General features: G+C 62.1%; 21 protein-coding genes. 3 read left to right on the top strand and 18 right to left on the bottom strand.

The window, feature by feature from the left end; translation table 11 throughout:
- Positions 1–163: 163 nt before the first annotated feature.
- The 4 genes from GGI60_RS25390 to GGI60_RS25375 all read right to left on the bottom strand — a co-directional run bounded on the left by GGI60_RS25390 (position 164) and on the right by GGI60_RS25375 (position 3316).
- Positions 164–397 (bottom strand): hypothetical protein, encoded by a 234-nt coding sequence (locus GGI60_RS25390; RefSeq protein ID WP_183919174.1) that lies wholly within the window; start codon positions 395–397, stop codon positions 164–166.
- 86 nt (positions 398–483) lie between these two features.
- Positions 484–636, bottom strand: coding sequence for a hypothetical protein (locus GGI60_RS25385; protein WP_183919175.1), 153 nt, complete (start codon positions 634–636; stop codon positions 484–486).
- A 237-nt stretch (positions 637–873) separates the two neighbouring features.
- A complete protein-coding gene (locus tag GGI60_RS25380; RefSeq protein WP_183919176.1) occupies positions 874–1539 on the bottom strand; it encodes an SH3 domain-containing protein in 666 nt (221 codons plus the stop codon).
- A 388-nt stretch (positions 1540–1927) separates the two neighbouring features.
- Positions 1928–3316, bottom strand: coding sequence for a dipeptidase (locus tag GGI60_RS25375; RefSeq protein ID WP_183919177.1), 1389 nt, complete (start codon positions 3314–3316; stop codon positions 1928–1930).
- Between the two features lie 213 nt (positions 3317–3529).
- Between GGI60_RS25375 and GGI60_RS25370 the strand changes: the two genes are divergently transcribed.
- Positions 3530–5857, top strand: a complete 2328-nt coding sequence (locus tag GGI60_RS25370) for an EAL domain-containing protein (RefSeq protein ID WP_183919178.1) — start codon at positions 3530–3532, stop codon at positions 5855–5857.
- Between the two features lie 154 nt (positions 5858–6011).
- Here GGI60_RS25370 and GGI60_RS25365 read toward each other — a convergent pair whose 3' ends face one another.
- A complete protein-coding gene (locus GGI60_RS25365; RefSeq protein WP_183919179.1) occupies positions 6012–6428 on the bottom strand; it encodes a MarR family winged helix-turn-helix transcriptional regulator in 417 nt (138 codons plus the stop codon).
- Between the two features lie 435 nt (positions 6429–6863).
- On the opposite strand from GGI60_RS25365, the gene polA reads away from it, so the two are divergent.
- Both polA and GGI60_RS25355 read left to right on the top strand, forming a co-directional pair.
- Complete coding sequence (gene polA, locus GGI60_RS25360) at positions 6864–9863, top strand: DNA polymerase I (RefSeq protein ID WP_183919180.1); 3000 nt, start codon at positions 6864–6866, stop codon at positions 9861–9863.
- 171 nt (positions 9864–10034) lie between these two features.
- A complete protein-coding gene (locus GGI60_RS25355; protein ID WP_183919181.1) occupies positions 10035–12413 on the top strand; it encodes a DNA translocase FtsK in 2379 nt (792 codons plus the stop codon).
- A gap of 36 nt (positions 12414–12449) precedes the next feature.
- Here GGI60_RS25355 and GGI60_RS25350 read toward each other — a convergent pair whose 3' ends face one another.
- The 13 genes from GGI60_RS25350 to GGI60_RS25290 all read right to left on the bottom strand — a co-directional run bounded on the left by GGI60_RS25350 (position 12450) and on the right by GGI60_RS25290 (position 23995).
- Positions 12450–12953 carry a GrpB family protein gene (locus GGI60_RS25350; protein ID WP_183919182.1) on the bottom strand — a complete coding sequence of 168 codons (504 nt, stop codon included), beginning with the start codon at positions 12951–12953 and terminating at the stop codon, positions 12450–12452.
- Positions 12954–12971: 18 nt separating this feature from the next.
- Positions 12972–13568, bottom strand: a complete 597-nt coding sequence (gene phnN, locus GGI60_RS25345) for a phosphonate metabolism protein/1,5-bisphosphokinase (PRPP-forming) PhnN (RefSeq protein WP_183919183.1) — start codon at positions 13566–13568, stop codon at positions 12972–12974.
- Positions 13565–14704: an alpha-D-ribose 1-methylphosphonate 5-triphosphate diphosphatase gene (locus tag GGI60_RS25340; RefSeq protein WP_183919184.1), complete on the bottom strand. Its 1140-nt coding sequence runs from the start codon at positions 14702–14704 to the stop codon at positions 13565–13567. The genes phnN and GGI60_RS25340 overlap by 4 nt, the downstream gene beginning before the upstream one ends.
- A 13-nt stretch (positions 14705–14717) precedes the next feature.
- Positions 14718–15413, bottom strand: coding sequence for a DUF1045 domain-containing protein (locus tag GGI60_RS25335; protein WP_183919185.1), 696 nt, complete (start codon positions 15411–15413; stop codon positions 14718–14720).
- 141 nt (positions 15414–15554) lie between these two features.
- The gene (gene phnE, locus GGI60_RS25330; RefSeq protein ID WP_183919186.1) at positions 15555–16895 is read right to left on the bottom strand and encodes a phosphonate ABC transporter, permease protein PhnE; all 1341 of its coding nucleotides are present in this window, start codon (positions 16893–16895) and stop codon (positions 15555–15557) included.
- A 7-nt stretch (positions 16896–16902) separates the two neighbouring features.
- On the bottom strand, positions 16903–17862 hold the full coding sequence (gene phnE / locus GGI60_RS25325) for a phosphonate ABC transporter, permease protein PhnE (RefSeq protein WP_183919187.1): 960 nt from the start codon (positions 17860–17862) through the stop codon (positions 16903–16905).
- A 65-nt stretch (positions 17863–17927) separates the two neighbouring features.
- Positions 17928–18833, bottom strand: coding sequence for a phosphonate ABC transporter substrate-binding protein (phnD, locus tag GGI60_RS25320; RefSeq protein ID WP_183919188.1), 906 nt, complete (start codon positions 18831–18833; stop codon positions 17928–17930).
- Positions 18834–18920: 87 nt separating this feature from the next.
- Positions 18921–19766 (bottom strand): phosphonate ABC transporter ATP-binding protein, encoded by an 846-nt coding sequence (gene phnC, locus GGI60_RS25315; RefSeq protein WP_183919265.1) that lies wholly within the window; start codon positions 19764–19766, stop codon positions 18921–18923.
- Between the two features lie 118 nt (positions 19767–19884).
- Complete coding sequence (locus tag GGI60_RS25310) at positions 19885–20502, bottom strand: DapH/DapD/GlmU-related protein (RefSeq protein WP_183919189.1); 618 nt, start codon at positions 20500–20502, stop codon at positions 19885–19887.
- A complete protein-coding gene (gene phnL, locus GGI60_RS25305; protein WP_183919190.1) occupies positions 20499–21206 on the bottom strand; it encodes a phosphonate C-P lyase system protein PhnL in 708 nt (235 codons plus the stop codon). Before phnL ends, GGI60_RS25310 begins: the two co-directional genes overlap by 4 nt.
- A gap of 37 nt (positions 21207–21243) precedes the next feature.
- Positions 21244–22020: a phosphonate C-P lyase system protein PhnK gene (phnK, locus tag GGI60_RS25300; RefSeq protein ID WP_183919191.1), complete on the bottom strand. Its 777-nt coding sequence runs from the start codon at positions 22018–22020 to the stop codon at positions 21244–21246.
- Complete coding sequence (locus GGI60_RS25295) at positions 22017–22892, bottom strand: alpha-D-ribose 1-methylphosphonate 5-phosphate C-P-lyase PhnJ (RefSeq protein ID WP_183919192.1); 876 nt, start codon at positions 22890–22892, stop codon at positions 22017–22019. Before GGI60_RS25295 ends, phnK begins: the two co-directional genes overlap by 4 nt.
- The gene (locus GGI60_RS25290) at positions 22889–23995 is read right to left on the bottom strand and encodes a carbon-phosphorus lyase complex subunit PhnI (protein WP_183919193.1); all 1107 of its coding nucleotides are present in this window, start codon (positions 23993–23995) and stop codon (positions 22889–22891) included. The genes GGI60_RS25295 and GGI60_RS25290 overlap by 4 nt, the downstream gene beginning before the upstream one ends.
- Between the last annotated feature and the right edge of the window lies 1 nt (position 23996).

The raw sequence follows: 23996 nt of genomic DNA, 5'->3' as shown, positions 1-23996 counted from the left end.
CAAAGAACGCTGCAGCACTTTGAAGGGCTGCGTGATCTTGCCTTCAACCGATTTCGGTTCAAGGAACGATGCAGCGGGCGACGCGATCATCCGGTTGAACTTTAATTGCGGCGATTTAACGGGGTGTTAAAGCCTGACAAACACGACGTCGCGCTGCCTCGCGTTAAATCGTTTCTTCAACATTGGCGGCTTCGCAATCGTCCGGCGTTTCCGGATCCTGCTTATATTCCCACTCGCCCAGATAAAAGCGGCGCCAGATCTGGCCTGAAGGGTTGAGGCTTGCTCCATCAGTCAGGCGGACAGGAAGGATGGGGTTGTATTTATGCCAGAGGCTAACATCCGTGGCGGCCGCCCGAGGGCCGAACAGCCCGAACAAAGCCAAGTGGTCTTGCGTCATCAGGTTCCAGCCTCGAACGGATCAAGATCGATCCGCAATACCGCAAATTGCTATAAGCAACCCGGCAAAACAAGAGCGACACGCACTCACAGCGAATTGTCGGGGACCTCGCGCGGACCAAGGCTTCCCGCCGCTGCCTCGCTGCTCTTCGTCACGCCCGCTGAGGTCGGCAGATCGCGCCCTTTGCGGATCGCCTTTCGCGGCGACATGCGGGACCAGAGACACGTTGCATCGATCAAATGCGATTTCTGATTTAACGAATTATGCGCAGGGTGGAACCAATAGGCTCGACGATTGTTTATTGAGCAGCGGGACACCCCCTCACGTCCCGCCTAGATCGGCCGTCTCCCCTCAACGCGGCCGATCGACATCAGGCCCGGTGCATCCCCCCAAGGAGCGCCGGGCTTTTTCTGGCACTGCTGTCGCATTGGACCCGTCTATGCAGAAAGGGCGGCATTGCTGCCGCCCTCGATATTTCAGTTGTCGCAGGACGGATCGCCCGGGCGGCAGACAAAGGGCGAAGCCCTGGGGTCCGGCCGGTTATAGGTATCGGCCTTTCCGCCCCTGAACTGCGGCAGATCACGGAAATCCGAACTCCTGTTGTCGTCATCCCTGCGGACCTCTCTGCGGCGTTCCTCCCTGCGGGCATCGTCGCGCCGGTCGCGGTCACGATCCCGATCCCGATACTCCCGCGGCCGGTAATCCCGCTCTCGGTAGTCGCGGTCGCGGTAATAATAGTCCGGGCCGCGGCTCCAGCGGTCACGCTCGCGATAGAAATCGCGGCCACGGTAGTAGCGGTCCCAATAATTGCCGACGCTGAAGGTAACCATCGGAATGCCCAACGGACGGTAATATTGCGGACCGACATAGACACGGCGTTGCTGGTAGACGGCCTGCACATACTGGCCGGAAACCCAGCCGCGGCCGCCATAGAATTCGACGTCGCACCAATTGACATTGGAAAGACATCCACGGATTTCGACGGAAGAGCCGGCGGGGATGACTGCGACGGCGGGATAGCGCGTGCTTGGTCCCGCACGCATGTTGACATTCGCCGTCGAGTAACCCTCGGCGGCCTGTGCTATTGCCGGAGCCAGCACAAGCAGCGCGGCCGCGGCGATCTTGACGATGAGGTTTTTCACGCTTCTCACTCCTCGTTGGCGTGTTTTCAGCAGCCCTTGGCTGCGTTTCTTTGAGGCATATGCCATATGCGCAAAGATAGAGCGATCGCCGGCATTTGTTAGGGCGTCACCATTTTCTTGTCTTTCAAAGGCTTATACTGAGATCGCGATGAACGCAGCTTGAACGGGGGGGATTTTGTGATGCGATATGGTGTTCTCGATCGGGAAGACGCTTGTGCAAGTGTCGTTAACCGCTCGTTAACCTTTCGAAGGCAGTCTCATTGCAATACCGCTTTCTCCTTGACCACGGATGAACTGGCACTGAGACGCACGGATGACGAAAGGCCGGTTTGAACCGGCCTTTTTGTTGTCGCCATTATTCGTGCTGCGTGGGACGCGCCAGTCTCTCTCAGGCGGCAAGGGCCTGAAGAATCCGCACCCAGGAGCGGATGCCCTTGTGATAGGAGACAAGCTCGTATTTTTCGTTCGGCGAATGGATGCGGTCGTCGCTGAGGCCGAAGCCGACGAGCAGTGATTCCATACCGAGCATCTTCTGGAAGTCGCCGACGATCGGGATCGAGCCGCCCATGCCGATGACGATGGCGGGTTTCGGCCATTCATCGGAAAGCGCCGTCTTTGCCTTGGTCAGCAGAGGCGAGTCATAGGAGAGATGAATCGCCGGCGAGCCGCCATGCGGATGAAATTCGACCGAGCAGTCGGCCGGAATTTTCGACCTGACATAGCTGCGGAAAGCCTCGCGAATGGCGGTCGGATCCTGGGTCCCGACGAGCCGGAACGAAACCTTTGCCGAGGCCTTGGCGGCGATCACCGTCTTGAAGCCTTCGCCGGTATATCCGCCCCAGATGCCGTTGACTTCGGCGGTCGGCCGCGCCCAGGTCAGTTCAAGCACCGAGCGGCCCTTCTCGCCGGAGGGAATGGACAGGCCGACTTCGCCGAGGAATTTTTCCGCGCTCTTGCCGAGTGTCTCCCATGACGCCTTGATGTTGTCGGGCGTCTCCTCGACACCGTCATAGAAGCCGCCAAGCGTGACGCGCCCCGTCTCGTCGTGCAGGCCGGCAAGCGTCTCGACCAGAATATGGATCGGATTTGCTGCCGCGCCGCCGAAAAGACCGGAATGCAGATCGCGGTCGGCGGCGGTCACGACCACCTCTTCGCCGACGAGGCCTCGCAGCGCCGCGGCGATTGCCGGCGTGTCGCGGTCCCACATGCCGGTATCGCAGACAAGCGCATAGTCGGCCTTCAGCTCGGCGGCATTGGCTTCGAGGAAAGGTTTCAACGACGGCGAGCCCGATTCCTCCTCGCCCTCGAAGAGAATGGTGATGCGGCAGGGAAGCGCGCCGTTGATCTCCTTATAGGCGCGGCAGGCTTCGACGAAGGTCATCAGCTGGCCCTTGTCATCCGATGTGCCACGGCCGGTCAGAATCTTGCGGCCCTCGCCGATATCCTTGATCGACGGCTCGAACGGATCGTTTTCCCAGAGCTCGATCGGATCGACCGGCTGCACGTCGTAATGGCCGTAGAACAGCACATGCGGCGCATCGGCGGAGGCCCCGGCATGGTGGGCGACCACCATCGGATGGCCGGGCGTGTCACGCACCGAAGCGGAAAAGCCGATGCCCTGGAGATAGGCGACCAGCCATTCGGCGGCTTTCCGGCATTCCGCCTTGAAGGCGGGATCCGTGGAAATCGACTGGATGCGCAGAAGCTCGAACAGCTTTTCGAGACTCGAGGAAAGGTTCTGATCCGCGCGTGCAAGCACCTGTTGTACATCCGTCATTTTCGACTCCTTTTTGAAATTCGGCCGGACGATAGACCAAACCAGCAGGGCAGGCGAGGCGGAAAAAGCAAAAGTGGGCGTGGCGAAAGTGACCAGGTCTGGACCCGTGTCGGGAAGATTTGTCGGACTCTATAGAAGAACATCCTAATTCAATTTACGGTTATTTAGCACAACCGAATTAACTTGACCAAATTCAGCTGTACGAGGGGCGAGATGTTTTCGGTCATTACTTGTATTCGCGACGATCACGATTGGCGGCTGGTGCTCGCGGCGGCCGTTGTCTGCCTGATCGGCGCAATGGCAGCGATGCTGCCGCTTTCCCGCGCCCAGGAATGCGATGCCGGACGCCGCAAGCTTTGGATCGGTGCGTCGGCTTTCGCCTTCGGCACCGGCGTATGGGCAACCCATTTCATCGCGATGCTGGCCTATGACGGCGGCATGCCGATCAGCTACCAGCTGGGCCTGACGGCGCTTTCCTTCGTCTTGTCGGTGGTCGCCTCGTGGGCGGCAATCCTCGTCGCTTCGCAAGGCCGGGGCAGGTTTTCGCGCATCCAAGGCGGCGTCCTGATGGCGCTCGGCATCGCCTCGATGCACTTGACCGGCATGCAGGCGATCGAAACACAGGCGGAAATCCTCTACGATCCGTATATGACCGTAACTGCCGTGCTTGCGGGAGCGCTGCTGTCGAGCACTGCCTTCCACGCCTTCTTCCAATTGAATGGACTGAGACGGCTCCTCACCTCCTCGATTGCCTTCGTCCTCGCGATCTGCGCACTCCACTTCATTTCGATGGCCAGCATCACGCTCGTGCCGGATCCCGGCAAAGAGGTTCCGGCAACGGTGCTGGATACCAGCCTGCTGGCCGCGATCGTCGTGGTGGCGGCCACAGCTCTCATTCTGATCGCGATTGCCGTTGTTTTTGTCGAAAGCCACATGACGGACCTGCGGGGACTCGCAAATGCGTCGCAGGAAGGATTGCTGATCCTGCGCGACGGCAGAATTATCGATACCAACGAACGCTTTCAGGGCCTTTCCGGCTGGAAGCTTGCCGATCTCTCGGGCAAGGCGCCCTCCATGGTCTTAACCGCCGTCCAGGGACAGAACGGCGAGACGCTGCTCAACACCAGGAACGGCCGGGAGATCGCCGTCGAAGTCAACACGAGCAGGATCGTCTATCGTGGCCACAACTGCGACGTGCTGGCGGTGCGCGATCTTACCGAGCGCCGGCAGGCCGAGGAGATGATTGAACACCTAGCCCATCACGATGTTCTCACCGACCTTCCAAACCGGTCGATGTTCGACAAGCGCATCCGCCAGGCGCTGCAGATGGCCAAGGGAAAGAACAGCGAGGTTGCCCTTTTCTATATCGATCTCGATCGCTTCAAGACCGTCAACGATATTTTCGGCCACGCTGAGGGCGACCGCATTCTTTGCAAAGTCGCCGCAATCCTGCGTCGTGTGGCCGATGAACGCGATACGATCGCCCGTCTCGGCGGCGATGAATTTGCCATCATTCAGTCGGCCGGACAGCAACCGGCGGCCGCGCAGAAGCTCGCAGCCGCGATCCTCGACGAATTCGCCGCCGAAATGGATATGGCGCGCGACCCAACCGCCGTCGGCGTCAGCCTCGGCATCGCTCTTTATCCGACCGACGGAAGCAATGCAGACGAGATCTGCAACAGTGCCGATATCGCACTCTATCGGGTCAAGCACGATGGTCGCGGCAAGGCCTGTTTCTTCAATGCGGAAATGGACAAGGCCACGCGAGCCCGCCGCCAGATCGAAAGCGAACTGCGCCACGCCGTCACCCGCAATCAGATCCATGTCAGCTATCAGCCGGTTCTCGATGCACAGAGCGGCGAGATCAGCGGTTACGAGGCCTTGATGCGCTGGAACCGGCCGGGCCACGGCTTGAGCGAGCCGGATATCTTTATTCCGATCGCCGAGGAAAGCGGGTCGATCGTCCAGCTCGGCGAGTGGGTGCTGCAGCAGGCATGCAAAGAGGCCGCGCGCTGGCCGGATCCACTGAGGATCGCCGTCAACGTTTCGCCGGTGCAGTTCATGCTGCCAAACCTTTGCGAGCGGATCGAGGCGATCCTCAAGGAAACCGGGCTTGCGCCCGGCCGGCTGGAAATCGAGATCACCGAGGCCGCTCTCATTCGTGATCGCGACCGCGTGATGGCCACGCTGCAGCGTCTGCGCAGTCTGGGTGTTCACATCGTCATGGATGACTTCGGCACCGGTTTTTCCTCGCTTTCCAACCTGCGAACCTTCCCTTTCGACAAGATCAAGGTCGACCGCAGCTTCACCGGAATGCTGGACCATGACGCGGCGGCGCGTTCGATCGTGCGCGCGATCATCGGCCTCGGTCACAGTCTCGGCATGCCTGTCGTGACGGAGGGCGTCGAAACCGAGACACAGCGTCAGATCGTCGTCGAAGAAGGCTGTGCGCAGGTACAGGGGTTTTTGCTCGGCAGACCGGATGTCGAGCCGAGTACCAAGCTCGCTGCCCGCGAAAGCCGCCTGTCCTCGACAGCCTAAAGCATGTCGCTCGGAGGTCTGCAGCGGTCCGGGACGGGACATGCATAAAAACAAAAGGCTAAAGCGCGTCGCATGAATCAAATTCGATGCGACGCGCTTTAAATGGACGATCCGTCGATACCGTGGCGGCGACCCACCCTGCGAGTAATGCCGCTCAGAGCGCCTTGGCGTTTTCCAGCAGCCGGCGGATATATTCGAGCGTCAGTTCGCGCTCGAAAGTCCGAAAGCCCTTGAACAGCGCGAGGTCGGCCTCGCGCGCGCTTTCGATCGCGTCGGCTTCCATTGCACGCGCCTTCGGCGTCAGGAAGATCAGCTGCGCCCGCTTGTCAGATGGATGCGGCCGGCGTTCAATCAGCCCGTCGCGGACCATGCGCGACAACGTATTGGCCATGGTCGCCTGCTCGATATCGACCCGCTCGAGCAGCTGTTTCTGGGTCAGGCCGTCTTCGCCCCAGAGCTCCAGCAGAATGGGAAACTGACCGGGGGAAAAACCGAGCCCGACCGCGCGCTGGTGCAGCGAGCGGGCAAAACCCTTCGCCAGCTGGCTGGCAAGGTAAACTCCCGAATCCATGCGGTTAAATCCCATGATTGCAAGTTAGGCTCAAAACCATGCCGGAGACAATGCAGCAAATCGCACAGGACGCTCCAAAAAAATGCAGGCTCCGCCACATTTCGTGGCTGGAAAAACAAAAGTCGCCATGACCTGGAGGTTGGCCATGGCGACTTTAAAATGGGGACAAAGGCCCGGAGAGGGGGATAAGGCCTTTGTCCAAGCCTGATGCGGCGGGGGACAAGCCGGTAATCAGACCCGCGGCACGATCAAGCGCCGGTGACATGGATTTGTAACTGCGAATGTGGTTTTTCAAGGGTCACGCCACGTTACAAATCGGTAACAGTTTGGTGAGCAGGAATCCCTTCTGCATATTTCCTGGAACCCGACCCATAATCTCTTGGCGCGCCGAACTTTATATGGACCTCTTTCCGTGCCCGCGCTATCCATGCACGCATGAAAAAAGGCGATCACCTCTTCCTAGTCGATGGTTCCGGTTTCATCTTCCGGGCGTTTCATGCATTACCGCCGCTGACGCGCAAATCGGACGGCCTGCCGGTGGGCGCCGTTTCCGGTTTCTGCAACATGCTGTGGAAGCTCTTGCGGGATGCGCGCAACACCGATGTCGGGGTAACACCGACCCATCTCGCCGTCATTTTCGATTATTCCGCCAAGACCTTTCGCAAGGATCTCTACGACGCTTACAAGGCGAACCGTTCGGCCCCGCCCGAAGAGCTCATCCCGCAATTCGGCCTCATCCGCGAGGCGACCCGCGCCTTCAACCTGCCCTGCATCGAGACTGAAGGCTTCGAGGCTGACGACATCATCGCCACCTATGCCCGCCAGGCCGAGGCGGCAGGCGCCGACGTCACGATCGTTTCCTCCGACAAGGATCTGATGCAGCTCGTAACGCCAAACGTCCACATGTATGACAGCATGAAGGACAAACAGATCGGCATTCCCGACGTCGTCGAGAAATGGGGCGTGCCGCCTGAAAAGATGATCGACCTGCAGGCGATGACCGGCGATTCCGTCGACAACGTTCCAGGCATTCCCGGCATCGGCCCTAAAACCGCCGCCCAGCTGCTTGAGGAATACGGCGACCTCGACACGCTGCTCGAACGCGCCACCGAGATCAAGCAGGTCAAGCGTCGCGAGACGATTCTTGCCAATATCGAAATGGCCAAGCTCTCGCGCGACCTCGTCCGCCTGCGCACCGACGTGCCGCTCGATCTCGATCTCGACGCGCTGGTGCTGGAACCGCAGAACGGCCCGAAGCTGATCGGTTTCCTCAAGACGATGGAATTCACCTCGTTGACGCGCCGCGTCGCCGAAGTCTGCGATTGCGATGCGAGCGCCATCGAACCGGCGGTCGTTCCGATCGAATGGGGCGCGGCTGCCCATGGTCCGGATCTCGATGCTGCCGAGCCGGAGCTGGTTGCCGGCGGCATCCCCGACGTTTCGGGCGAATCGGTGCCCGTGCCGTCTCGTGCAAAGGCGAAGCCCGGCGTCGAAGGCGCATTTTCACCCGCCGATCTTGCCAAGGCGCGGGCTAAGGCTTTCGCGGCGCTGCCCTTCGACCACTCGACCTATGAAACGATCCGCGATCTGGCGACGCTCGACCGATGGATTGCCGCTGCGCGCGACACAGGGCTCATCGCTTTCGATACGGAGACCACGTCACTCGATGCGATGCAGGCCGAGCTCGTCGGCTTCGCGATGGCGATCGCCGACAACGTCGCCGATCCCTCCGGCACGAAGATCCGTGCCGCTTATGTGCCGCTCGCCCATAAGAACGGCGTCGGCGATCTGCTCGGCGGCGGCCTTGCCGAAAACCAGATCCCTATGCGCGATGCCTTGCCGCGGCTGAAGGCATTGCTGGAGGACGAATCGGTTCTCAAGGTCGCCCAGAACCTGAAATACGATTACCTCTTGATGAAGCGCTACGGCATCGAGACGAAGAGCTTCGACGATACGATGCTGATCTCCTACGTGCTCGACGCCGGCACCGGCGCCCATGGCATGGATCCGCTCTCGGAAAAATTCCTCGGCCATACGCCGATCCCCTACAAGGACGTGGCCGGCAGCGGCAGGGCGAACGTGACCTTCGATCTGGTCGATATCGACCGCGCCACCCATTATGCCGCCGAAGACGCCGACGTGACGCTGCGCCTCTGGCTGGTGCTGAAGCCGCGGCTGGCGGCAGCCGGATTGACCAGCGTTTATGAACGGCTGGAGCGGCCGCTATTGCCGGTGCTGGCCCGTATGGAAGCGCGCGGCATCACCGTCGACCGGCAGATCCTGTCGCGCCTGTCGGGCGAGCTGGCCCAGGGTGCGGCGCGGCTGGAAGACGAGATCTACACGCTGGCCGGCGAACGCTTCAATATCGGCTCGCCGAAGCAGCTCGGCGATATCCTGTTCGGCAAGATGGGTCTTGCCGGCGGCAGCAAGACGAAGACCGGGCAATGGTCGACCTCCGCCTCGGTACTCGAGGATCTCGCCGCCGCCGGTTTCGAGCTGCCGCGCAAGATCGTCGACTGGCGCCAGCTCACCAAGCTGAAATCGACCTACACCGATGCGCTTCCCGGCTATGTGCATCCGGAAACAAAGCGGGTCCACACCTCCTACTCGCTGGCCTCGACGACGACCGGGCGGCTATCCTCCTCCGAGCCGAACCTGCAGAACATTCCGGTGCGCACCGCCGAAGGCCGCAAGATCCGCACCGCCTTCATCTCGACACCGGGCCACAAGCTGATTTCCGCCGATTATAGCCAGATCGAATTGCGCGTGCTTGCCCATGTGGCCGAGATCCCGCAGCTGACCAAGGCCTTCGAGGATGGCGTCGATATCCATGCGATGACGGCGTCGGAAATGTTCGGCGTGCCGGTCGATGGCATGCCGGGCGAGGTGCGCCGCCGCGCCAAGGCGATCAATTTCGGCATCATCTACGGCATCTCGGCCTTCGGGCTCGCCAATCAGCTTTCGATCGAGCGGTCGGAAGCCGGCGACTATATCAAGAAATATTTCGAACGTTTCCCCGGCATCCGCGACTATATGGAAAGCCGCAAGGCTATGGCGCGCGACAAGGGTTATGTCGAGACGATCTTCGGCCGGCGAATCAACTATCCTGAAATCCGTTCTTCCAATCCGTCGGTGCGCGCCTTCAACGAACGCGCCGCGATCAACGCGCCGATCCAGGGTTCGGCCGCCGACGTCATCCGCCGGGCGATGATCAAGATGGAGCCGGCGCTTGTTGAAGCCGGTCTTGCCGAGCGTGTCCGCATGCTCTTGCAGGTGCACGACGAACTCATCTTCGAAGTCGAGGATGAGGATGTCGAAAAGGCGATGCCGATCATCGTCTCGGTCATGGAAAACGCCACCATGCCGGCGCTCGAAATGCGCGTGCCGCTGCGCGTCGATGCCCGCGCCGCCACCAATTGGGACGAGGCGCATTGAGCGCCTCCCCAAAACGGAAAAAGATTTTTACGTTTCACGCAACTCATTGAAATAGCGACGGTTTGCCTCTGGAAGCTGTATCGGAACGATCCAGCTGGAAGGAACTTATTAACCTTCCTTTTCTATCCCGGTAGGGTCGTAATTTGTTAGGCATGAGTGAGTAGCGGACGCATGCGTTTTCCCAGAACCAATTTGACGGATGCCGCAGATTTTTCCAGCGGGCTTGAAACCGAGCTTGTGGAGGAAAATCCCGGTGAAAAGCCGGCGGCGCCGATCTGGCAGAGCAACTTCTCGCTCGCGCCGAATGTTCGCTTCACGCGCACCCCGGAAACGCTGATCAGCCGGCGCCGTCCGCCGAACGAGCCCGTTCGCGACGAAACGCAGCTCGAGCAGCAAGCGATCCGGATAGAACCGGTCGCCGTCGATGTGCCTTTCGACATCTATCTGCCGGAGCCGAGCGAGCTTGCCGCAGCACCGGCTCCGATGATCGAGATGCCGCAGCCGTCGGCCTCCGGCCGGGCAGAGGCGCCGGCCTTGCGCGCTGCTTCCGAACTGGCTTCGATTTCCGATTTCGCCTTCTGGGAAGTCATGGCCTTCGAAGAAGGCGAGCCGATCCGCAAACCCTCGATCGTTGTTCCGAAGATCGAGACCACGCCCGAAGCGATCACCGCCCTATTCCGCGTCATGGAATGGCGTCCGGGCGCGCCGAAACCGGCTTCCGCCGCATCGCGCCCGATCCAGCCGCCGGCCGCAACGCCCGCATCGGCAGCTCTGCGGCCGCCGACCGCGATATCCCTGGAAAAGCCGCTTCGTGCTCCGGAGCCGATTGTGCTGGCGCCGAGAGGCGTGCCCCAGGTATCCCAGATCGCGCCAATGCCGCAGGCGACACCGTTGCCCCCGGCGACACCGTTGCCCCAGGCGGCACCGTTGCCCCAGGCGGCACCGGCGCCTCGGCCCACGCCGCCGGTGGCCGCCGTCCTGCCGTCGCCGCGCCTTGTGGCCAGACCGGAAAAGGTCGATGCGTCAGGCTATGAATTCCCGCCGCGCGCCCTGTTGCAGGAGCCACCGGAACTGCTTGGCGAGATCATGTCGCAGGAGACGCTGGAACAGAATGCCGGTCTTCTGGAAAGCGTGCTGGAAGATTTCGGCATTAAGGGCGAGATCATTCATGTCCGCCCCGGCCCCGTCGTCACCCTCTATGAATTCGAGCCGGCGCCTGGCGTGAAGTCATCGCGCGTCATCGGCCTCGCCGACGATATCGCCCGCTCGATGTCGGCGCTTTCGGCCCGCGTCGCCGTCGTTCCCGGCCGCAACGTCATCGGCATCGAACTGCCGAATGTCACCCGTGAAACAGTCTATTTCCGCGAGATGATCGAGAGCCAGGATTTCGACAAGAGCGGCTATAAGCTGGCGCTCGGCCTCGGCAAGACCATCGGTGGCGAGCCTGTGATCGCCGAGCTTGCGAAGATGCCGCATCTGCTTGTCGCCGGCACCACCGGCTCGGGTAAGTCGGTCGCCATCAACACGATGATCCTGTCGCTGCTCTACCGCATGACGCCGGAACAGTGCCGGCTGATCATGGTCGACCCGAAGATGCTCGAGCTCTCGGTCTATGACGGCATCCCGCATCTGCTGACTCCCGTCGTCACCGATCCGAAGAAGGCGGTCATGGCGCTGAAATGGGCGGTGCGCGAGATGGAGGAGCGTTATCGCAAGATGTCGCGCCTCGGCGTGCGCAACATCGACGGCTATAATGGCCGCGTCTCCCAGGCGCGCGAAAAGGGCGAGACCATCCATATCATGGTCCAGACCGGCTTCGACAGGGGAACCGGTGCGCCGGTCGAGGAGCAGCAGGAGCTGGATCTCGCGCCGATGCCGTATATCGTCGTCATCGTCGACGAAATGGCCGACCTGATGATGGTCGCCGGCAAGGAGATCGAAGGCGCGATCCAGCGTCTGGCGCAGATGGCGCGTGCGGCCGGCATCCATCTGATCATGGCGACGCAGCGCCCGTCGGTCGACGTCATCACCGGCACGATCAAGGCGAATTTCCCGACCCGCATTTCCTTCCAGGTCACCTCGAAGATCGACAGCCGCACCATCCTCGGCGAGCAGGGCGCCGAACAGCTGCTCGGCCAGGGCGACATGCTGCATATGCAGGGCGGCGGACGGATTTCCCGCGTCCACGGTCCCTTCGTCTCCGATGCCGAAGTGGAGAAAGTCGTTGCGCATCTGAAGACGCAGGGTCGCCCCGAATATCTCGACACCGTGACCGCCGACGAGGAGGAAGAGCCGGAAGAGGAAGAGACCGGCGCGGTATTCGACAAGAGCGCCATGGCCTCCGAGGACGGCAACGAGCTTTACGAGCAGGCGGTCAAGGTCGTCATGCGCGACAAGAAGTGCTCGACCTCCTACATCCAGCGCCGCCTCGGCATCGGCTATAACCGCGCCGCCTCATTGGTCGAACGCATGGAAAAGGAAGGCCTCGTCGGCCCCGCCAATCACGTCGGCAAGCGCGAGATCGTATCGGGACGGGGCGACGGGGATTGATAGATACCGAGACTGGAGCGCTTGCGCACTCCGATCTCACGTCATCAAGCTTGCCAATCGCAGCGTTTCGCCGACGAACGCGGTCTTGCCGCCGGTATAGAGACCCCGGTCGCCGTCTGCCTCCACGGCCAGCCGGCGTTTCAGCTCGGCATAGGCTGTGGCCCTGTCGGGGTGATCCCGGAGATAGTCGCGAAACACGAGCCGCTCGCGATGGGCGCGCTTATTGGGGCCGCAGAGATAGAGCTTGAATCCGTAGCCATCGTGGTCTCGAGTGAAGGCCCAGCGTTTCTCTCCCCGATCGCCGTGGAAGACGAAATCGGCAGCGCGCAGCATGTCGACCGCCGTCGGCAGAATTCCATCTGAGATCGTGACCACATCGAGGTCAATTTTCGGCTTGGCCGCCAGGCCAGGCACCGAAGTGCTGCCGATATGGTCGATTGAAAACACCACGTCACCGAGCAGGACGGAGATCTCGGCGCTGATTTCGGCAAAGCGCCGCGGCCAAGAGGGATCGTAGTCGACGACTTTGATGGCGCGCATCCTGCTTCTCTGCTGTGGTCAATGCACCTCGGCGAGCAGCCCGTCGAGGATCGCGACCATCTTCTGTTTGGCCTCTTCGAGCGAGCCGCTATTGTCGAGCTCCGTCACGTCGTAGTCGCCGCGCACCGTCAGCGGCCCGCGGGCGAGTCTCGCCATGATATCCTCATGCGTCTCGCGTCCGCGCGCCTCCAGCCGGCCGGCGAGCACTTCCGGGCGGGCGGTGACGTTGATCACCTTGAGCCGCGGGAAAGCGGCCTGGAAACGGTGAAGTGCCGAACGCGAACCATTGGCGACAACGACATGGCCGCGAGACAGTGCCACCGAGACCTCGGCCGGAATACCGTATTTCAGACCGTGCGCCTCCCACCAGACGGCGAAGGAGCCCGACTGTTCCATCGCCGTAAAGCCTTGGAGGGAGACGGAAAGATGGTCTTCGCCGCCGGCGTCGCGGTGGCGGGTGATGACGCGGCGGGTGAAGTGAACGTCGGCGCGGCCGGCGAAATGCCGGGCGGCAAGATTCATCAGCGTGTCCTTGCCGGCGCCGCTCGGCCCGACGACGACGACCATGATGCCGCGCTCGGCGCCGGCTCCGGGATGGGGTTCGTGCGGCGTCATGCGACACGGCGTCCTTGGCGCCAGACGGAGCGTGTGACCGGCACGCCGTGCGAGCGGTGGACACGGACGAGATCGGCGCGCAGCCCGGTCGCGATCCGGCCTCGATCATCGAGGCTGACGGTGCGGGCAGGCGTCGACGTCACCATCGCGATCGCTTTCGGAAGGGTGATGCTTTCCACCTCGTCGGCGAGGATGAAGGGAGCATGCAGCAGGCTGAGCGGTACGTAGTCGGAGGACAGCACGTCGAGCACGCCCATTTCGGCGAGATCGCGGGCGGCGATATTGCCGGAATGGGATTTTCCGCGCACGATGTTGGGCGCGCCCATCAGCACGCTCATGCCGTGCTCGTGCGATGCCCTGGCGGCATCGAAGCTGGTCGGGAATTCGGCAAGCCGCACGCCGTTATCGATGGCCTCGTCGACATGGGCGAGTGTGGCGTCGTCATGGCTTGCAACGGTGATACCGCGTTCGGCGCAGACCTTGGCGATGGCGTTGCGATGCGGCGTCGAATTGCGCGCCGATTCCGCCTGGCGCTTAGCGACAAAACGGGCGAAGACCTCGTCGCTCAGGCCCCGCTTCTTCTGGTAGTAGAAGATGTACTGATCCATCGTCTGGAACTGGCGCTGGCCGGGCGCGTGATCCATCAGCGAGACGAGCCGCACATGTGGGTCTTTTTCGAAATCGGCGAAATGTTCGAGCACATTGTCGGCCGAAACCTCGCAGCGCAGATGCAGGAGGTGTTCGGCGCGCAGTCGGCCTTCCCGCTCCGCCGACTGGATGGCGTCGGCCATCTCGCGCATTTCGCCATGTTCGAAGCCGCCGTCCTCGTCCGCACCCATGCGCAAGCAGTCGAACACCGTGGTGATGCCCGATGTGACGATCTGTGCGTCATGTGCCTGGACCGCCGCGGTCTTGTTCCAACGAATGCCGGGGCGCGGCTGATAGTGTCCTTCGAGATGGTCGGTGTGCAACTCGACGAGGCCGGGAATAATGAAGTCGCCTTCGAAATCTTCGCCGGCTACCGAACTCCCTTCGGAGATATCGGCGATCTTGCCGTCGCGGATGAGGATCGATCCGGCGAGGACGTCATCCTCGAGAACGATGCGGGCGTTGGAAAACACGGTCTCATTGCTCATCTCGTCAGGTCTTTCAGCTTTTGGCGCCGGAAAGCGGCAGCCAGGAATGAACTTTGAACGGGGCGCCGCGCGTCTCCTCGACGAACACGGCAAGGCCGGAAATCGACAGCGGCCGGCCGGTGAAACCGGCAAAACGTTCGGCCAGAATCGCTTTCATCACTACGGCGCGCGTCTCGGGCACTTGCCCGCTCAGCGTCATGTGGAAGCCGAAATCCTCCATGACATAGGGGTAACCCCAGCGCTTCAAGTTGGCGCGCTGGCTGTCGCTGAGCTTCGCCGGATTGCGCCTGATGATATCGGCTTCCGAAAGCCCCGCGCGAAACGGTTCGAAAGACTTTACCACCTTCGCGGCGAAATCCTGAAGCGGTTGATGAAGAGAACCGGGGACGAGCGCAAAAAAACGGCCGAGCTGGCCGAGCACGAGTTCGGGAATCTCGAAGGCCGGCGTGCGCGCAGCAAAATCCTCGGCAAAGACCATGAGGTCCTTTTCGGTGACTGACGCGGCAAGCGCAAACGGCGCCTTGATCGTCGCGTGGAAGCCATAGCGGCGTGGATCCGCGGTCAGCTCGAACTGCTCTGCCTGGCCGAGCTGCTCATAGGTCGGGGCAGGATAGGTCTCGCCCGTAAAGGCGTCGCGGCCGAGCCAGTGCGAGGCCGCACCGGTCAGGGGATCATCCTTCGGCGGCGAGAAATAAAGAGCGTAGCGCAAGGCTTTTGTTCCTGGGGATCGTCGAAACGGGGGAGCGCAATGTGCAGTGATTTGGCGGAAAACCGCAAGCAGGCTCCTCGGCTAAAAGATTTCCGTGACAGAATGATGATGGCGCGGCCGCACGCCACGACCTTGTGATCGTCAGTGTGTCCTGCTGCCCATCAGTCGATGGCGCAGGGCGTTCGAGGCGGCGTCAAAGAGGAAGACGACGATCAGGATCAGAATGACCATATAGGCGACGTTTTCCCAGTTGGCGTTGGTGCGCATCGCTTCCCAGAGTTTGAGTCCGATGCCGCCGGCACCGACGGCGCCGATGATGGTGGCGCCGCGCACGTTCGATTCCCACTGGTAGAGCGTCTGGCTGACGATGACGGGAACGATCTGCGGCATGATACCGTAACGATGGACGAGCACCGTCTGCGCGCCGGTCGATTTGATGCCTTCCCGCGGCTTGTTGTCGATATTCTCCAGCCCTTCGGAATAGAGCTTGCCGAGCGTTCCAGTCTCGGTGAGGAAGATCGCGCCGCTGCCGGCAAGCGGGCCGGGGCCGAAGGCGCGGGTCAGGAACAGCGCCCAGATCAGCATGTCGACCGAACGCAGGAAATCGAAGAACCGCTTCAGGAGGTTCAGGAGGCGGTTCGGCGTGATGTTGCGCGCCGCCAGGAAGGCAAGCGGGAAGGCGGCGAGCGCGCCGAGCAGCGTTCCGAGGAAAGCCATGACGATCGTCTGGAAAAGCTTGGTCCAGACATCGCCATGCTGCCATTCGCTATTGTTCCATATATCGTCGAAGGCGAGCGACACGTTGGATTGCTCGGGCTTGATGCGCGGGCCGGAGACGATGAGGCCGACGACCTCGCTAAAAGGCTTGTCGAAGAAGGAGGATTGCGTGTCGAAGATGAAATTCGCCCAGCCGATAAAACGCTTGCGGACCTTCACGCGATCGACGGAAATGCTGACGTCGCCGGCAAAGCCGAGGTCGGCAAGCACGTTGTCGTCATAAACCGTCATCCAGCCGGGTACTGGCCCGACGACCTTCGGCGCGCCGCTCGAAACGTCGACGGGGACGCTGACGCCATGCGCGGTGACGATCGTCACACTCTTCGAGACGGTGACGGTGCGGCTCGCGCCGCTGATCGAAAGGGTGACGCTGCCGTCCGGGTTGTTGACCAGCCAATCGGGGCGGGGATTGTCGCCGAGCGGCGAGAAGCGCGGATAGCGCACCTCGATCGAACCGTTGTCCTGGATGCGGAATTCCGGCTGAACGTCGTAGCTCACCCATTGGCTGAGATAGATGCCGACGCGCTCCCAATGGGCTTCAGCAAAGAGCCTGGGCAGATCGAAGAACCAGACGGCGTAAAGGCTGTAGAGCAGCGTCGCGATCAGGACCATCAGCCCGCTGAAGCGCCGGCGGAGCGAACTGTGGAAATATTCGGGATAGCGCGCTTCTATTTCGTTCATGCGGTTTGCGTCGATCACCGTCATGGCGGCCTCAATGTTGCAGAAGGAAGGCGTGCTCGCCGACGAGCCGGCGGCGCAGCCAGGCGGAGAACTGGTCGACGGCGATGATCGTCATGAAGAGCAGCAGAACGAGCGCCATCGTCTTGGCGCCGAAGCCGCGCGAGATCGAAAGCTTGAGCTCCTCGCCGATGCCGCCGCCGCCGACGGCGCCGATGATGGTCGAGGCGCGCACGTTGATCTCCAGGCGTAAGAGCGCATAGGAGGTGAAATTCGGCAGCACCTGCGGCAGGGCGGCGAAGCGCACGCGCTCCCACCAGTTGGCGCCGACGGCCTTCATCCCCTCATGCGGCTTCATGTCGATATTCTCGGCGACTTCGTAGAAGAGTTTGCCGAGCGCGCCAATCGTGTGCAGGATGATGGCGATGATGGCGGCGACCGGCCCGATCGACAGGATCGCCGAAAACAGGCCGGCGATGACGATCTCGGGGAAGGCGCGCAGGAATTCCATCAGGCGCTTGGTGAAGATGCGCAGCGGCCATGAACTCGTCAGGTTGCGCGCGGCAAAGAAGCTCAAGGGAACGGCAAAGACAAAGGCGATGAGCGTTGAAAGCAGCGCCACGTTGATCGTGACGATCATCAGCTCGAAATATTCGGGGATGTAAAAGGCGCCCCAGACGTAGACGCGGCCCTTGTCGAAATTGAATTCCTCGCCGCCCTTGTCGTTCACGCTCGCTATGTCGAACAGCGCGCGCCAGACGTCGTTCCAATCCTTGGGAATGAGCCAGCTCAGGAAGTCGAAGAGATGCGGCAGGCGGTCGAAGAAGTGGCCGGCATTGCTCTCGTCGGCGAAGCGAACGGAGCTGACGAAAGCCGCGATGAGGATAACCAGGCCAAGGACGGTGTAAAAGCGGCGCTTGGCGACCATCCGCTCCCAGGCGGTCCCGATCTCCTCAGTGCTCTGCATGCGCGGCTGTGTATCGGCAATAGTCATGAATGCCCCGACCGGTCACAAAAGAAGGGGCGGCCGTTGCCGGCCGCCCCGCATTGAAAAGGCGATCAGCCGCCGATGGCCGCTTTACGAACTTCGACGACAGTGTTGTAGAACTCGTGCTTGACGGGGGCATAGCCCTTGTAATCGCCGCCTTCGACGGCTGCGAAACACTTGTGATCCTTTTCCGGCAGGGCCGTGTAGAAGGCTGCGAGCTTCGTCTGCCACTCTTCGCCGAGCGCGTTGCGCACGACGAGCGGGCCGTTCGGGATCAGCGGCGAACGCCAGACTTCGACCAGCTTGTTCGGATCGACGGCGCCCTTGTCGACTTCCTTGCGGAAGGTGCCGGAGGTGTAGCCGTCCTTGAAATCGCCGATGCCCGAAGAGTCGTCGACGGCAACGTCGACCTTGCCGTCATAGGCGGCAAGCAGGTTGTTTTCGTGACCGCCGTTGAACTGCGTCGAGGCAAAGAACTTGTCGTTCGGCATGCCGGTGTCCTTCGGGATCTGCGTCAGCGGAACGAGGTAACCGGAGGTGGAGTCCGGATCAGCGTAGCCGAGCTTCTTGCCCTTGGCGTCCTTGATGGTCTTGATGCCGGAGGACTTCAGCGCGAGACCGATCGAGTGGTAGCCCGTCGAGCCATCTTTCTGCTGAGTCGTCAGGATCGGCGTAACCGCCTTCGGATCCTTGATGTAGACGGCCGCATAGCCGGAAGCGCCGAGTTCGGCGAAGTCGAGCGTGCCGCCGAGAAGGCCCTGGATGACGCCGTCATAATCGGCGGCCGGGAACAGCGAAACCTTTTCGAAGCCAAATTCCTGCTTCAGGTGGTCGGCGAGGCAGGCATAGTTGCGCAGGCGGTCGGTTTCGTTTTCGCCGCCAAGGATGCCGATGCGGAATTCCTTGAGGTCTGCGGCATTGGCGCTGCCGGCGAGCGCAAACAGCGCCGTTGCCGCAAAGAGTACTTTCTTCAACATGCGTTCTCTCCTATTGACCGGTGTCCCCGGCTTTCCGTTACGAAGAAGTGTGCCCTTGACGCGGGCTCTCGATCGCGGCCACCTCTTTCACAGGCCGGCCAGCGCCAGCGGTTGGATGCCGGCGGTTTGATTGTCTGCCCGCTCGGAAGCGGGATTGATCGATGTCGAAGTCATCGCTTCGTCGATGCCGGCGCCGTCCTTGTCCGTCCCGTAGATTGCCTTCACCGCTTCCCCGGTCAGGTCCGACGGCGTGCCGTCGAAGACCACGCGGCCGCCGGCCATGCCAACGATGCGCTCACAATAGTTGCGGGCGGTATCGAGCGTGTGGAGGTTGGTGATGACGGTGATGCCCTCGCGCTCGTTGATGTCGCGCAGCGCATCCATGACGATCTTGGCGTTCAGCGGATCGAGCGAGGCGATCGGCTCGTCCGCAAGAACCATCTTCGGGTTCTGCATCAGGGCGCGGGCGATCGCCACGCGCTGCTGCTGGCCGCCGGAAAGCGTGCCGGCCGCCTGCAGCGCCGTCTGCTCGATGCCGAGGCGTTCGAGGGCCGCGATCGCGTGCACGCGTTCCTCGCGGGTGAAGATGTTGAGGAGGCTCAAGAATGTCGAGCGGTGATTGAGGCGGCCGAGCATGACGTTGGTGAGAACGTCGAGGCGCGGCACCAGGTTGAACTGCTGGAAGATCATGGCGCAGTCGCGCTGCCAGTTGCGCAGCGCCCGGCCGCGAAGCCCGGAGACCTCGACGCCGGCGAAATGGATGGAGCCGGAGCTCGGCTCCTGAAGCCGGTTGATCATGCGCAGAAGCGTCGACTTGCCGGCGCCGGAACGGCCGATGACGCCGACCATCTGGCCCTGGGGAATGGCGAGGGTGACGGTATCGACGGCGAGCTTGTTTCCGAAACGGCGGGTGACATCCTTCAGCTCGAACATCATGCGCTTCCCCTTGCACTCCAGGCCTCGGTCAGCATCGCCTTAGTCGAGCTTGATGAACCTCACATGTCATATTTGTGTAGTTCGTGTCACAATTCGCCGCGCCTATATCGGAGGTTTAACCGTCGTAGCGGGCCAGGAAATCTTCCGCGCTAAGGTTGCGAAAATCCTGCAGTGCCGCGCGCAGCCGGTCGTGCTCCCAGTCCCACCAGGCGAGCCGGTCCATACGTTCGCCGACCGTTTTCGAAAACCGCTCGCGAATGAGCTTGGCCGGCACGCCGCCGACGATCGAGTAAGCCGCGACGTCCTTTGACACGACGGCGCCGGCGCCGATCACTGCGCCGTTGCCGACGCAGACTCCCGGCAGGATCGTCGCCCCATGGCCGATCCAGACGTCGTTGCCGATCGTCACGCGGTCTGCGCGCCGCCAGGCGAAGAAATCCTCCTCGATGTCGGCGTCCGGCCAGTAGTCGGCGGCGCGATAGGTGAAATGATGCAGCGTCGCCCGCCAGGTCGGATGGTTGGTGGCATTGATGCGGACGGCGGCGGCGATATTGACGAACTTGCCGATCGTCGCGCACCAGACGGAGCCGTCCTGCATGATGTAGGAATAGTCGCCGAAGGTCGCCTCGCTGATGCGGCAGCGCTCCGAGACCTCCGTATAGCGCCCAAAGGTGGAATCGCTGACGGAGGCCGTCTCGTGGATATAGGGTTCGATATCAAGCTTGCGGCTCATGCAGCAATCTTTCGCGGCGAGAACTGCTGGACATCGAGAATCCGGTCGGCGACCGCTTCGCGCACTTCCTCGTCGTGGAAGATTCCGAGAAGGGCGGCGCCCGCCTTCTTCTTTTCCGCGATCATGCCGACGACGACGGCGCGGTTTTTCGCATCGAGCGAGGCTGTGGGTTCGTCGAGAAGCAGAATCGTATGCTCGGTGATAAAGCCGCGGGCGATGTTGACGCGCTGCTGCTCGCCGCCGGAGAAGGTGGCGGGCGGAAGCTGCCACAGCGCCTCCGGCAGGTTGAGCTTGGCGAGCAGTGCGCCTGCCTTGTCCCGCGCAACGACGACTTCTTCGCCGCGCGCCACGAGCGGTTCGGCAACAACGTCGATCGCCGGCACACGCGGCACGGTACGCAGGAACTGGCTGACATAGCCGAGCGTTTGGCGCCGCACGTTGAGTACGGTCCGCGGATCGGCGGAGGCCAGATCGACGATACGCCCGTCGTGGCGGATCAGGATCTGGCCGGTGTCGACGGCGTAATTGCCGTAGATCATCTTCAGCAGCGAGCTCTTGCCGATGCCCGACGGGCCGCCGAGCACGACGCATTCGCCTGATGCGACCGAAAAGGCGACATCGGAAACGACGGGCAGCCGGATGCCGTCGCGCAGGTGCATGGTGAAGCTCTTCGAGACTTCGGAAATGACGAGGGGCGTCGGCATGATGTCTTCTTCCCTGGTTTTGGACCTGCAGCGGCGCTCAGACCTGCAGGATCGAGGAAACGAGCAGTTGCGTGTAGGGTTCGCGCGGATCGTCGAGCACCCGGTCGGTCAGCCCGTGTTCGATGACGTAGCCGTCCTTCATCACCATCATCCGGTGCGACAGAAGCCGGGCGACGGCGAGGTCGTGGGTGACGATGATGGCCGAGAGGCCGAGATCGTTGACGAGGCCGCGCACGAGATCGAGCAGGCGCGCCTGCACCGAGACGTCGAGGCCGCCGGTCGGCTCGTCCATGAAGACGAGGCGTGGGCTCGTGACGAGGTTGCGGGCGATCTGCAATCGCTGACGCATGCCGCCGGAAAAGGCGCGCGGCTGGTCGTCGATGCGATCGGCATCGATCTCGACGCGTTCCAGCCAGTCGATGGCGGTGGAGCGGATCTTGCCGTAATGCCGGTCGCCGATCGCCATGAGGCGTTCGCCGACATTGGCGCCGGCGGAAACCGTCATGCGCAGCCCGTCGGCCGGGTTCTGGTGCACGAAGCCCCAGTCGGTGCGCATCAGGAAGCGGCGCTCGGCCTCGTTCATATGGTAGAGATCGCGGTAGCTGCCGTCGCGCGTGTGGTATTCGACACTGCCGGTCGTCGGCATCAGCCGGGTGGAGATGCAGTTCAGCAGCGTCGTCTTGCCCGAGCCGGATTCGCCGACAATGGCGAGCAATTCCCCCGGCCAGAGCTCGAAGGACACATTGCGGCAGCCGACGCGGTTGCCATAGAACTTCGAAAGGTCGTTGACTTTGAGAAGCGGCGTATCGGTCATTCTGCAGCCTCCCGGGCCAGCATTTCGCCGGCATGTCCGTGTGCGCGCCGATCTTCGCAATGGTCGGTATCGGAGCAGACGAACATGCGCCCGCCTTTGTCGTCGAGGACCACCTCGTCCAGATAGACGTCCTCGGCGCCACAGAGCGCGCAGGGCTTGCCGAAGCGCTGGATTTCGAAGGGATGGTCTTCGAAATCCAGGCTGACGACGTCGGTAAAGGGCGGCACGGCATAGATGCGCTTTTCGCGGCCGGCGCCGAAAAGCTGCAGCGCTTCCGACTGATGCATCTTGGGATTATCGAATTTGGGCGTCGGCGAGGGATCCATGACGTAGCGGCCATGAACCTTGACCGGATAGGCATAGGTTGTGGCGATGCGGCCGTTGCGGGCGATATCCTCGTAGAGCTTCACGTGCATGAGGCCGTATTCTTCCAGCCCATGCATTTTGCGCGTCTCGGTCTCGCGCGGCTCGAGGAAGCGCAGCGGTTCGGGGATCGGCACCTGGTAGACGAGCACCTGGCCGGCCTTGAGCCTTTCCTCGGGAATGCGGTGGCGCGTCTGGATGATGGTCGCCTCGCTTGTATGCGTCGTCACCGCGACATTGGCGACCTTCTGGAAGAAGGCACGGATGGAAACGGCGTTGGTCGTGTCGTCGGCGCCTTGGTCGATGACCTTCAGCACGTCGTCGGGGCCGATGATCGAGGCCGTCACCTGCACGCCGCCGGTGCCCCAGCCGTATGGCATCGGCATTTCGCGCGAGGCGAAGGGCACCTGATAGCCGGGAATGGCGATCGCCTTCAGGACGGCGCGGCGGATCATCCGCTTGGTTTGTTCGTCGAGATAGGCAAAGTTGTAGCTGGCGAGATCGTTCATTCGGCGGCCTCCTTCATGCCTTCGTCGCTGTTGCGGGCGGCTTCGAATTCGCGGCGCATGCGGCGGACGAGATCGAGTTCGGCCTGGAAGTCCACATAATGCGGAAGCTTCAGATGCTCGACGAAGCCGGTCGCCTGGACGTTGTCGGAATGGGAGATGACGAATTCCTCGTCCTGGGCCGGCGCGGTGATATCCTCGCCGAGCTCTTCGGCGCGCAATGCGCGATCCACCAGCGACATCGCCATCGCCTTGCGCTCGCTCTGGCCGAACACCAGGCCGTAGCCGCGGGTAAACTGCGGCGGCGCCTTGGCCGACCCCTTGAACTGGTTGACCATCTGGCATTCGGTGATCTGGATCGTACCGAGCGAGACGGCGAAACCGAGTTCCGGCACGTCGAATTCGACTTCGACCTCGCCGATGCGGATCTCACCGGTGAAGGGATGGTTGCGGCCGTAGCCGCGCTGGGTGGAGTAACCGAGCGCCAGCAGAAAGCCTTCGTCGCCGCGGGCGAGCGCCTGCAGGCGAAGGTCACGGCTCATCGGGAATTCCATCGGCTCGCGCGTCAGGTCGCTGACCTCGTGATCCTCCGGCATGTCGCCATCAGTCTCAATCAGGCCCTCTTCGCCGAGGATTTCCGAGACGCGCATGACGCGGCCGGTCTCGGCGGCGCGCTGCGCCGGCGTCTCGACCGCTTCGTCGGCAAGCAGCGATGGATCGAGCAGCCGGTGGGTATAGTCGAAGGTCGGCCCGAGGAGCTGGCCGCCCGGGAGATCCTTGTAGGTCGCCGAGATACGGCGTTCGATCGCCATATCAGCCGTGTCGAGCGGCCTGGAATAGCCGAAGCGCGGCAGCGTCGTGCGGTAGGCGCGCAGCAGGAAGATCGCCTCGATCATATCGCCGCGCGACTGGCGGATGGCGAGCGCGGCGAGCGTGCGGTCGAAAAGCGAGGCCTCCGCCATGACACGGTCGACGGCAAGCGCCAGCTGCGCGACGATCTGGTCGATGCCGATCGCCGGCAGCGAACGGTCGCCGCGCCTGCGGTCGGCAAGCAGGCGGTGGGCATTGGCAATGGCGGCTTCGCCACCCTTGACGGCAACATACATG

The organism is Rhizobium lentis (assembly GCF_014200175.1).
Classification (GTDB): domain Bacteria; phylum Pseudomonadota; class Alphaproteobacteria; order Rhizobiales; family Rhizobiaceae; genus Rhizobium; species Rhizobium mulingense.
Note: the sequence above shows the minus strand (reverse complement) of the source record. Positions and strands in the feature narration are given on the sequence as shown.